Origin of the sequence: Isoptericola sp. NPDC057191 (assembly GCF_042670225.1) — a bacterium.
GTDB lineage: Bacteria > Actinomycetota > Actinomycetes > Actinomycetales > Cellulomonadaceae > Isoptericola.
Genome location: NZ_JBHUWC010000138.1, coordinates 1 through 11,206, shown reverse-complemented (window position 1 = coordinate 11,206; position 11,206 = coordinate 1). Strand labels below are relative to the sequence as shown.

At 70.2% G+C, this 11,206-nt stretch carries 9 protein-coding genes and 2 tRNA genes; 7 read left to right on the top strand and 4 right to left on the bottom strand.

Features of this window, described 5'->3' with window-relative positions; translation table 11 throughout:
- Positions 1-47: 47 nt before the first annotated feature.
- Positions 48-1,610, bottom strand: coding sequence for an LPXTG cell wall anchor domain-containing protein (locus tag ACFT55_RS15265; RefSeq protein WP_380244691.1), 1,563 nt, complete (start codon positions 1,608-1,610; stop codon positions 48-50).
- A 443-nt stretch (positions 1,611-2,053) separates the two neighbouring features.
- Here ACFT55_RS15265 and gyrB point away from each other — a divergent pair, with 443 nt between their 5' ends.
- The 6 genes from gyrB (at position 2,054) to ACFT55_RS15235 (ending at position 8,284) form a co-directional block, all read left to right on the top strand.
- Complete coding sequence (gene gyrB, locus ACFT55_RS15260) at positions 2,054-4,156, top strand: DNA topoisomerase (ATP-hydrolyzing) subunit B (protein ID WP_380244690.1); 2,103 nt, start codon at positions 2,054-2,056, stop codon at positions 4,154-4,156.
- Between the two features lie 106 nt (positions 4,157-4,262).
- Positions 4,263-6,884 carry a DNA gyrase subunit A gene (gene gyrA, locus ACFT55_RS15255; RefSeq protein WP_380244689.1) on the top strand — a complete coding sequence of 874 codons (2,622 nt, stop codon included), beginning with the start codon at positions 4,263-4,265 and terminating at the stop codon, positions 6,882-6,884.
- Positions 6,884-7,798 (top strand): DUF3566 domain-containing protein, encoded by a 915-nt coding sequence (locus tag ACFT55_RS15250; protein WP_380244688.1) that lies wholly within the window; start codon positions 6,884-6,886, stop codon positions 7,796-7,798. The genes gyrA and ACFT55_RS15250 overlap by 1 nt, the downstream gene beginning before the upstream one ends.
- A gap of 116 nt (positions 7,799-7,914) precedes the next feature.
- A tRNA-Ile gene (locus tag ACFT55_RS15245) sits at positions 7,915-7,988 on the top strand.
- A gap of 65 nt (positions 7,989-8,053) precedes the next feature.
- Positions 8,054-8,173 carry a DLW-39 family protein gene (locus ACFT55_RS15240; protein WP_380244687.1) on the top strand — a complete coding sequence of 40 codons (120 nt, stop codon included), beginning with the start codon at positions 8,054-8,056 and terminating at the stop codon, positions 8,171-8,173.
- A 35-nt stretch (positions 8,174-8,208) separates the two neighbouring features.
- Positions 8,209-8,284 (top strand) — tRNA-Ala (locus ACFT55_RS15235).
- Positions 8,285-8,366: 82 nt separating this feature from the next.
- Here ACFT55_RS15235 and ACFT55_RS15230 read toward each other — a convergent pair.
- The 3 genes from ACFT55_RS15230 to ACFT55_RS15220 form a co-directional block, all read right to left on the bottom strand.
- Positions 8,367-8,582 (bottom strand): helix-turn-helix domain-containing protein, encoded by a 216-nt coding sequence (locus tag ACFT55_RS15230; protein WP_380244686.1) that lies wholly within the window; start codon positions 8,580-8,582, stop codon positions 8,367-8,369.
- Entirely contained in the window at positions 8,582-9,358 is a 777-nt protein-coding gene (locus ACFT55_RS15225; RefSeq protein ID WP_380244685.1) for a DUF2975 domain-containing protein, read from the bottom strand. The genes ACFT55_RS15230 and ACFT55_RS15225 overlap by 1 nt, the downstream gene beginning before the upstream one ends.
- A gap of 168 nt (positions 9,359-9,526) precedes the next feature.
- Positions 9,527-10,549, bottom strand: coding sequence for a hypothetical protein (locus ACFT55_RS15220; protein ID WP_380244684.1), 1,023 nt, complete (start codon positions 10,547-10,549; stop codon positions 9,527-9,529).
- Positions 10,550-10,642: 93 nt separating this feature from the next.
- Between ACFT55_RS15220 and ACFT55_RS15215 the strand changes: the two genes are divergently transcribed.
- Positions 10,643-11,182, top strand: a complete 540-nt coding sequence (locus ACFT55_RS15215) for a peptidylprolyl isomerase (RefSeq protein ID WP_380244683.1) — start codon at positions 10,643-10,645, stop codon at positions 11,180-11,182.
- The last annotated feature ends 24 nt before the right edge of the window (positions 11,183-11,206 follow it).

Below are 11,206 nucleotides of genomic sequence, written 5' to 3'. Positions count from 1 at the left end.
GACCCTGGCCGCCGGCTCACCGGCGGCCCTTCGTCATCGTCGAGGCGTCAGTGCTGGATGCGGCGACGCAGCCAGAAGAGCAGCCCACCACCGGCGACGAGCAGCGCGGCGAGCCCTGCGAAGAGGCCGACCGTGGCACCCGTCTGCGGGAGCTCGTCCGCCTGCCCGACCGCGTCCGCGGGCGGGACGTCCGCGTCGTCAGCCACGACCTCGGTGTCCGGGCCGCCCACGCCGACCGGGTTGGCGCACTGCGACGACTCCGGCGGGTAGTCCACGACGGTCGAGTACTCGGGGTTCACCTCGAACAGGACCTGGACGCCGTCGCGGGTCCAGGCGTAGTTGCCGTCCGTCTCGACGTAGGAGCCGTCGTCCTGCTGCTCCCAGCCCGGCCACTGCTTCGGGGCCGTGTCCGTGGCGCCCGGCCACAGCAGCGAGCCCTCGAGCGGCTGGTCCTCGGCGACGTAGTTCTTGCCGCCGTCGGGGTTGATGAACGTGATCGTCAGCGGGGTGTCGTCGTCGACCTCGATGCCCTCCGGCAGCGAGACGCCGTACTGGAGGTACGGGGTGTCGCCCTGGCAGACGGCGGCGATGTCGCCCGGGACCAGCGCGCAGTCCTCGGCCGAGGGCACGAGCTTCTCGATCGGGAAGATGACGTCGCCCGTGTCGGTGCGCGTGTAGCCACCGAGGTCGTCGCCGAAGGCGTAGTGCTCCGCCGGGATGGCGAGGACGCCCTGCTCGGTGCTCACGTAGGTGATCGAGGCGGTGGCGGCCGGGAGCTCGACGTCGGAGGACGTCGCCCCGCAGACGGTCGCCGCGACCGGCGGGACCGGCACGACGATCTCGTCCGGCGTCACCGGGGGCGTGGAGGGGGTGGGCGTCGTAGGCGTCTCCGGCGTTCCCCCGCAGATCTCACCGCCGGGCAGCGTGATCCCGAGGTCCTCGAGCTCCTGGTGGGTCCAGTCGAGCAGGTGCCCGGAGTGCCCGGTCCCGTCGGGGAACTCGATGTTCTGCGGCACCTCGTACTCGTCAGGGCCGCCGGAGAGCAGGTCCTGCTGGATGCCCCAGTCCGTGCAGACGTCGATCTTGTCGAGGATCGACGTCTCCGGGAGCGTGGTGTACCAGTAGGAGTCGTCGAGGGGGGAGTCCTTGGTCCACGGGATGGTCGTCGTGGCGACGAGCTCCTGCAGGCCCGAGTTCTCCCACGCCGCAGGCTTGTCCTTGTCCTTCTTCGGGTACAGGTAGATGGCGACCTGCGCCTCGCCGACCTCAGGCTCCGGGGTGGTGGGCGGGCACGGCTCGGTCCGGCCGGTGTCGGACCAGTCGAACTGGCTTCCGTCGTGCGCGTCGACGACGACGGACCACTCGTGGCCCGCGGTGCCGTCGAGGTCGAACGTCCGCTGCCAGGCGGTGTCGAAGGTCTCGTCGGCCTCGGTCTTGCCGTCGACGGTGACGGTCACGTCCGCGCCGTGGTACTGGGTGAGCTTCACCTCGAGGCTCGAGCAGCTGTCGTTGACGTCGGGGGTGTGGGCGGAGGCGGGCGCCGCGGTGGCGACCAGCATCCCGCCGACGGCGAGCGTCGTCGCTGCGACGCCCGCCAAGGTCCTCTTCACTGTGGGGTGGTCCCTTCGATGGTGACCGGCGAAGGCGCAGCCGGGTCAGCGTGCGTTACGGGGAATCGTCGTGTAGTACACCAGGTTTCGGTCAAAAACGGGAGAGCTTCTGATAACGGTCAGAAGACAGATGACCGACGCAACGGGCGAGACGCCCAGTTCCGGCGCAAAAGTTGTGGACAACCCTGGGGAGAACCCTGTGGACAAGGGTGTGGAGAACGCGTCGTCCACCACCTGTGGACAACGTGTGCCGAACTTCGCTCCAGCGGCGTCAATCCGCCGTTTCCTTGCCTCCGGCAGGTAGACTGGGACGGTCATTCCGGGTCGTGGTCCGACCTCTCGCACGACTCGGTCGAGCGCGTGCCCGGAACCTGAGAGCCGCGCCGCCTGCGCACCGCACGAAGCGCCGGCGCGTGCACGACGACCGAGGAGCAGTCCCGCCTGTGGCAGACCGAACCGACACCCCCCGTCCTGATGCTGTCGCCGACGGAACCACCGGACCGGGGAACGGGTACGACGCCGGCAACATCACCGTCCTGGAGGGCCTCGAGGCCGTCCGCAAGCGCCCTGGCATGTACATTGGCTCCACCGGTGAGCGCGGCCTCCACCACCTCGTGTACGAGATTGTGGACAACTCTGTGGACGAGGCCCTGGCCGGGCACGCCGACAGCGTCGAGGTGACCCTCATGGCCGACGGTGGCGTCCGCGTCCGGGACAACGGCCGCGGCATCCCCGTCGCGATGCACCCCACCGAGGGCAAGCCCACGCTCGAGGTCGTCATGACGATCCTGCACGCGGGAGGCAAGTTCGGCGGCGGCGGGTACGCCGTCTCCGGCGGTCTCCACGGCGTCGGCATGTCCGTCGTGAACGCCCTGTCCACGCGCTTCGTCTCCGAGGTGCGGCGCGACGGCTACCACTGGCGCCAGGAGTACCGCGACGGTGGCGAGCCCGTGAGCGAGGTGCAGCGGCTGGAGCCGCTCGCCGACGGCGAGGGCACCGGCACCACGCAGACCTTCTGGGCGGACGACTCGATCTTCGAGACGACCGAGTACGACTTCGAGACCCTCCGCTCGCGCTTCCAGCAGTACGCCTTCCTGAACAAGGGCCTGCAGATCACCCTGCGCGACGAGCGGGCCGGGCACGCGGTCGCCGACGACGAGGTGGTGGGCAAGGCCCCCGGAGCCACGGACGGCGACATGGTGTCCGGCGACGGCGAGACGGACGCGGAGGCGGCGAACCCGGTCCGCACGGTCCGGTACCGCTACGACAACGGCCTCACCGACTACGTGGCGCACATCAACGCGGCCAAGAAGTCCGAGCTGATCCACCCCGAGATCATCGACGTCGAGTCCGAGGACACCGAGCGGAAGATCTCGGTGGAGATCGCGATGCAGTGGACGAGCTCGTACAGCGAGTCCGTCCACACCTTCGCGAACACCATCTCGACCACCGAGGGCGGCACGCACGAGGAGGGCTTCCGCGCGGCGCTGACCACGCTCGTGAACAGCTACGCGCGTGACAAGGGGATCATCAAGGAGAAGGACGACAACCTCACGGGTGACGACATCCGCGAGGGCCTGACCGCCGTCATCTCCGTCAAGCTCGGCGAGCCGCAGTTCGAGGGCCAGACGAAGACTAAGCTCGGGAACACCGAGGCGAAGACGTTCGTCCAGCGCGTGGTCCGCGAGAAGCTCGTGGACTGGTTCGACGCCCACCCCACCGAGGCCCGGGACGTGATCCGCAAGGCCGTGCAGGCGTCGCAGGCGCGGATCGCGGCGCGCAAGGCGCGCGAGGCCACCCGGCGCAAGGGGATCCTCAGCTCGGGCGGTATGCCCGGCAAGCTCAAGGACTGCCAGTCGAACCGCGCGGAGGACTGCGAGGTCTACATCGTCGAGGGCGACTCGGCCGGCGGCTCCGCCGTCCGCGGTCGTAACCCGCACAACCAGGCGATCCTGCCGCTGCGCGGCAAGATCCTGAACGTCGAGCGGGCCCGCCTGGACAAGGCGCTCTCCAACCAGGAGATCCAGTCGCTGATCACCGCGTTCGGCACGGGCATCGGCGAGGACTTCGACATCTCGAAGCTCCGGTACCACAAGATCGTGCTCATGGCCGACGCCGACGTCGACGGCCAGCACATCTGCACCCTGCTGCTGACGCTGCTGTTCCGCTACATGCGCCCGCTCATCGAGCACGGCCACGTGTACCTCGCGCAGCCGCCGCTGTACCGGCTCAAGTGGTCGAACGCGCCGCACGACTACGTGTACTCGGACCGCGAGCGGGACGCCTTCCTCAAGGAGGGCATCGCCGCCGGCAAGCGGATCCCCAAGGAGAACGGCATCCAGCGGTACAAGGGTCTGGGCGAGATGGACTACACCGAGCTCTGGGACACCACGATGGACCCGGAGCACCGCACGCTGCTGCAGGTGACCATGGACGACGCGGCCGCGGCCGACGAGATCTTCTCGGTGCTCATGGGCGAGGACGTCGAGTCCCGCCGCAGCTTCATCCAGCGCAACGCCAAGGACGTCCGCTTCCTCGACATCTAGCGGTGTGCACGGCGTCGTACAGAACGTGCGACCGCCGTTGTACACCGACCGAGCGAGGACGACGGAACCCGCGCCCCGGCGGCGCAGGACAGGAAGAAGGTAGACGGTGACGGACGAGACCCCCGGTCCCGACATGACGGACGGCGCCCCGGAGGACGAGGCGCTCGAGACGACCGACGGACAGGTCGCGGTGCACCACGGCCGCATCGACCAGGTGGACCTGCAGCTGGAGATGCAGCGCAGCTACCTCGACTACGCGATGAGCGTCATCGTCGGGCGTGCCCTGCCGGACGTGCGCGACGGCCTCAAGCCGGTGCACCGGCGCGTGCTGTACGCGATGTACGACGGCGGCTACCGCCCCGACCGCGCGTTCTCCAAGTGCTCGCGCGTCGTCGGCGACGTCATGGGCAAGTTCCACCCTCACGGCGACACGGCGATCTACGACACGCTCGTGCGCCTCGTGCAGGACTGGGTGCTGCGCTACCCGCTCGTGGCCGGCCAGGGGAACTTCGGCTCGCCCGGCAACGACCCTGCCGCCGCCCCGCGGTACACCGAGTGCCGGATGGCGCCGCTCGCCATGGAGATGGTCCGGGACATCGACCGCAACACGGTCGACTTCCAGGACAACTACGACGGCCGCACGCAGGAGCCCGTCGTCCTGCCCGCCCGGTTCCCGAACCTGCTCGTCAACGGTTCCGCCGGCATCGCCGTCGGCATGGCGACGAACATCCCGCCGCACAACCTGCGCGAGGTCGCGGAGGGCGTGCGCTGGCACCTGGAGAACCCGGACGCGTCGCGCGAAGAGCTCCTCGCGGCGCTCATGCAGCGCATCAAGGGGCCGGACTTCCCGACCGGCGCGCAGATCCTCGGCACCAAGGGGATCGAGGAGGCGTACCGCACCGGGCGTGGCTCCATCACGATGCGCGCCGTGGTGAACGTGGAAGAGATCCAGAACCGGATCTGCCTCGTCATCACGGAGCTGCCCTACCAGGTCAACCCGGACAACCTCGCGTCGAAGATCGCCGACCTCGTCAACGACGGGAAGCTCGCCGGCATCGCCGACATCCGCGACGAGACGTCAGGCCGCACCGGCCAGCGCCTCGTGATCGTGCTCAAGCGCGACGCGATCGCGAAGGTCGTGCTGAACAACCTGTACAAGCACACGCCGCTGCAGTTCAGCTTCGGCGCGAACATGGTGGCGCTCGTCGACGACGTGCCGCGCACGCTCAGCCTCGACGCGTTCGTGCGGCACTGGACCACGCACCAGGTCGAGGTCGTGCGCCGGCGGACCGAGTACCTGCTCGCCGAGGCGGAGCGCCAGATCCACATCCTGCGCGGCTACCTCAAGGCGCTGGACGCCCTGGACGAGGTCATCGCCCTCATCCGTCGCTCCCCCGACGTCGAGGAGGCACGCACCGGCCTGATGGAGCTGCTCGACGTCGACGAGCAGCAGGCCAACGCGATCCTCGCGCTGCAGCTGCGTCGCCTCGCGGCCCTGGAGCGCCAGAAGATCATCGACGAGCACGACGGGCTCCAGCGCGAGATCGAGGACTACAAGGACATCCTCGCCAAGCCTGAGCGCCAGCGCGCCATCGTCCAGGACGAGCTCGACGCCATCGTCGAGCGCTACGGCGACGAGCGCCGCACCACGGTGCTGCCCTTCGACGGCGACATGTCGGTCGAGGACCTCATCCCCGAGGAGGAGGTCGTCGTCACGATCACGCGCGGCGGCTACGCCAAGCGGACGCGGTCGGACAACTACCGCGCGCAGCGTCGTGGCGGCAAGGGCGTCCGGGGCGCGGCCCTGCGCGAGGACGACATCGTCGAGCACTTCTTCGTCACGACGACGCACCACTGGCTGCTGTTCTTCACGAACCTCGGCCGCGTGTACCGCGCCAAGGGTTACGAGCTGCCCGAGGGCGGTCGTGACGCCAAGGGCCAGCACGTGGCGAACATGCTGGCGTTCCAGCCGGGCGAGCGGATCGCCCAGGTGCTGGACCTGCCGGACTACGAGGCCGCGGACTACCTCGTGCTCGCCACCCGTCGCGGCCTGGTGAAGAAGACCCGCCTGGGCGAGTACAACTCGCCTCGGTCGGGCGGGCTCATCGCCATCAACCTCCGCGAGGACGAGCAGGGCAACCCGGACGAGCTCGTCGCGGCGCGCCTCGTCAACAAGGACGACCACCTCATCCTCGTGTCGCGCAAGGGCCAGTCGATCCGGTTCCCCGCCGACGACGACACGCTGCGCCCGTTGGGCCGCGCGACGTCGGGCGTGACCGGCATGAAGTTCCGGGACGACGACGAGCTGCTGAACGCCGACGTCGTGACGCCGGGCACCGACCTGTTCGTCGTGACCGAGGGCGGCTTCGCCAAGCGCACCGCGATCGGCGAGTACCGGGTGCAGGGCCGTGCCGGCTACGGCATCAAGGTCGCCAACCTGGTCGAGGCTCGTGGAGACCTCGTGGGGGCCCTGGTCACAGAGGCCGACGACGAGGTGCTGGTCATCATGGAGCGTGGCAAGATCGTGCGCTCGGCGGTCGCGGGGGTCAACCTGACCGGCCGTACCACGCAGGGCGTGACCTTTGCCAAGCCTGATCGCGGCGACCGCATCATCGCGGTGGCCCGGAACGTCGAGCGTCCTGCCGACGTCGAGTCGGCTAGCGTGGACGAGCAGGCCGCCGAGGAGCAGACCACCGACGAGCCGACCACGAGCGGGGACGAGGACTGATGACCGAGAACAGCGCGTCGACCAGGGCGTCGGTTTCCCCGGCACGGGGAGCGGACATCGACGACGCCACGCACCGACGGACCCCCGTCCCTCCGCCCCCGCCCGCGCAGGGGTCCGCCCCGCGCGGCGTGACCGTCGGAGGGGCCGCGGCGCAGCGCACCGCGTCGTCGGCTCCGGCGTTCCAGACGACGCAGGTGCAGGCGGCCGTGCCGGCCCCGGCCGCTGCGGGCGGCGTGCCTGCGACGGCCGCGGAGCCTGCCGGGGCGACCTCCGCGCAGGGCGCCTCCCCCGTCAAGGAGGGGGCGGTCAAGGCGGCGGCAGCCGCACTCGCCGCCGCCCGGAGCGCGGCGAAGAAGGTCCAGTCGGCGATGCCGGACGGCACGCCCAAGGACCCTCAGGCCGCGCAGACCACCGCGGCTCCCCAGGCGCAGGCCAAGAAGTCCGAGCCTCGCCCGGAGATGCACTACTCGGCCGGTGGCGTGCAGGGGAAGGCCACGCCCACGGGTGCCACGCCCGCCGCCTCGCCGATGGTCGGCGCGGCCGTCGCCGGCGCAGGCCCGCGCCGCGTGCGCCTCTCGGTCTCGCGGGTCGACCCCTGGTCGGTCATGAAGCTCGCGTTCCTGCTGTCGGTCGCGATCGGCTTCATCACCGTCGTCGCCACGATGGTCGTCTGGTACGTGCTGAACGACATGGGCACGTTCGCCACGATCCAGTCCTTCATGAGCGACACGATCGGCCCGCAGGCCGTGAACCTCATGCAGTTCGTGAAGTTCGACCGGGTCGTGTCCCTGTCGGTCCTGATCGCCATCGTCAACGTGGTGCTGATGACCGCGCTGGCGACGATCATGGCCATCTTGTACAACATCACGGCCGCGCTGGTCGGCGGCGTGCACCTCACGCTGACCGACGAGTGACCACCGTCCCGGACCGGGACCGACGTCACACCACGTGACGGCGGTCCCGGTTTGGGCCGGGGCCACCGCGTACGGTAATGTTCCGTGCTGCACGCGCTCCCGCTGGGAGCGCGCTCGGGGCTATAGCTCAGACGGTTAGAGCGCTTCCCTGATAAGGAAGAGGTCGGAGGTTCAAGTCCTCCTAGCCCCACTCCAGGCCACACCAGGTCCGGGCCCGACACGTACGACCTCAGGGTCGTGACGAGGAGGCTGAAGATGAAGAAGCTGTTCGTCCTCCTGCTTGCGCTCGGCGCGGGCTTCCTGGTCTGGCGCCGGCTCAACGAGGACTCGGCCGACCGGGACCTGTGGTCCGAGGTCACCGACACCATCGACTGAGCCGCTCCCCCGCTGCCCGTCACCACGGGCCGCCCGGGGCCATGGCGCAATTGGTAGCGCACCTGCTTTGCAAGCAGGGGGTTAGGGGTTCGAGTCCCCTTGGCTCCACCACCACCGAGACCCCGCACGCCACGCGTGCGGGGTCTCGTCGTTCCGCAGAGCGGCCCACGCGGGCCGGTACGCCCTGTCGCGTTCAGGCCTCGGGGCCGTCGACGTGCTCGAGCAGGTCGCCGGGCTGGCAGCCCAGCTCCCGGCACACGGCGTCGAGCGTCGCGAGCCGCACCGCCCGGGCCTTGCCCGTCTTGAGGATCGACAGGTTGGCCACGGTGATGCCGACGCGGTCGGCGAGCTCCGTGAGCGTCATCCCCCGCTCGACGAGCAGCCGGTCCAGTCGCACGACGATCGGCATCAGACCGTCAGCCTGCGCTCGTCCTCGATCGCCGCACCGTGCCGGAAGATCTCGGCGACGAGCAGGACCACGCCTCCCAGCGCGACCTGCACGACGTTGATGCCGCCCGGGTAGCCGCGCGAGCCGACGACGTCGAGGAACGGCGGCCCGTACTGCGCGAAGTGGACCGACTGGACCGCATAGATGCTGGTGAGATGGTCCAGCGCCGGCGCCAGGAGGGCTGCCGCGACCGTCAGCCAACCCAGCGCGCGCAGGAGCCGGACGCTCCGGGCGGTGAACGCGTCGCCGCCGGCCGCCGCGGCGAGCAGCCGCCACATCAGGAGCAGCCACATGGTGATGACGGTGCCGACGACCACCTTCCTCACCACCTGGGCAGCCACCCACGAGTTCCAGCCACCCGAGGTGGTCAGCTGAACCTCGCCGGAGAGGAGCACGTCCGTGGGCCGGACGTCCGTGTCCTGGTGGACCACGCCCTCGCGCACGTCCTGGCCGGCACCCTCCTGGAAGAGCGGGTAGCAGAAGCTTCCGTCGCCCCGCTGGTGCTTCGGGTCGGACGCCCGGAGGTCGACCGTCTGGCAGACCGGCGACACGTTCGCCACCCGCACCACGACGGTGTCGCGGAAGTGCAGGGGGCCGAGGCGAACGTCCACGGGGTAGGTCACGGGCCCTGTCAGTGCCAGGACCCCCAGCACTGCCGTCGTGACGGTCAGGGCCGCGGTGAGGACGGCTGCGGCCAGCGCGAGCCAGGTGCCGATGCGGAACATGCGTCGGGCCATGACCGGTGTCCTCTCCAGGCGTCGTCGACCGGGGCGGTCGCGACGATGATGCCATATCGAATCTCGATATGGCATCCCTGGGGTGGTGCCAGACGCGACGAGGGCCCCCGCCGTCTGGCGGGGGCCCTCGTCTGCGGGCGTGCGGTGCCGTCGAGTGACGGCTGGCGGTCAGGCCTTGTCGCCCTCGTCGTTCTTCTTCTCGCCCGTCTCGCCCGACTCGGCCGCGTTCTGGCCGGGGCCGTTCTTGGGGGCGGTGGAGCGGCTGCGGTTGGAGGCCTTCTTCGCGGCGTCCGTCGCCTTGTCCCGAGCCTTGTCCACAGCCCCGGTGACCTTGCCGCCGACGTCCTCACCGAGCTCGGCGGCCTTCTCTCCCGCGCGCTCGGCGGCAGACCGGCCCTTCGCGACGGCGTGACCCGCCGCCTCGCCCACGGCCTCGGCCGCGTCCCCGACGGCGTGCTTCGCATCGCGCGCGGCACCGTCGAAGTCCGGACCGGACTGCTGCTCCCAGGGCTCCGCCCACGGGTCGTTCTGCGGCTGGGCGCGGCGCCAGAAGGCGTACCCGGCCACGGCAGCGCCCGCCAGCGCGAGGAGCCAGAAGAGCCCCTTGCCCTTGCCGGACGACTTCTCCGCGTGCTTGGCGGCCTTCTCGGCAGCGGCCTGGGCCTTCGCGGCCTCCTTGGCGGCCTGCTTCGCCGCCTTCTTGCCCGCGCGGCCGGCCTTCTCGGCGGCGTCGCGCGCGGCGTCCGCGGCGGCTGCCCCTGCTGCCCCCGCCGCGGCACCCGCGCGGGTCGCCGCGTCGTTGAAGGCTGCCACCACGCGGGGCAGGTACTCCTCCACGATCTTGTCGTGCGCCGTGTCGACCATGGGGCCGGCCTTGTCGGCCGCCTTCTCGATCCGCGGGGCGGCGGCGAGCACGCTGTCCTGCCACGCCTTCTCCGCCCGCGGGACCAACCACTCCAGGAAGTGGTCCATGCGGGGCTCCGCCCACGTCTTGGCCTGCGTCGCGGCGTCCTTCGCGCCGCTCGCGGCCCGGGCACCGACGTCGACCAGCACGGCGGCGGCCTCGGTCGCGGAGCCCTTGAGCTTCTCGGTGTCGAGCTCGTTCATCTTCTCGCTCACCTTCGCGGAGAGCTTCTCGTTGAGGTCCTTGGCACTGTCCTTGACGCTGTCGCCCACGTTCTTTCGCACCATGGACCCACTGTGCCACCAGCCGCCCTGGGCTGCAGCGTCACGCGCCAGCCGTGCCGTGAGGGTCCGGGAGAGGAGGAGTGAGAGGATGAGGGCATGTTCGCAACCCTCCACACCTCCGCCGGTGACATCCGCATCGAGCTGCTGCCGAACCACGCGCCCAAGACCGTCGCGAACTTCGTCGGTCTGGCCCAGGGCACCACGACGTGGACGGACCCGGCCACGGGCGCCGAGCGCAACGACCCCCTGTACGACGGCGTGATCTTCCACCGCGTCATCGACAACTTCATGATCCAGGGCGGGGACCCGCTGGGCACCGGCACCGGTGGCCCCGGCTACACCTTCGACGACGAGATCCACCCGGAGCTCGCGTTCGACGACAAGTACATCCTCGCGATGGCGAACGCCGGCAAGCGCCGCAACCCGGTCACGGGCGCCGTCGAGGGCACCAACGGCTCGCAGTTCTTCATCACCACCGCGGCGACGCCGTGGCTCAACGGCAAGCACACCATCTTCGGCAAGGTGGCGGACGACGAGTCCCGCGCCGTCGTCGACGGCATCGGCACGACGGCGACCCGCCCCGGCGACCGCCCCGTCACCGACATCGTCATCAACAGCGTCACCATCGAGGACTGACACCACCCTCGTGCTGTGAGCGGG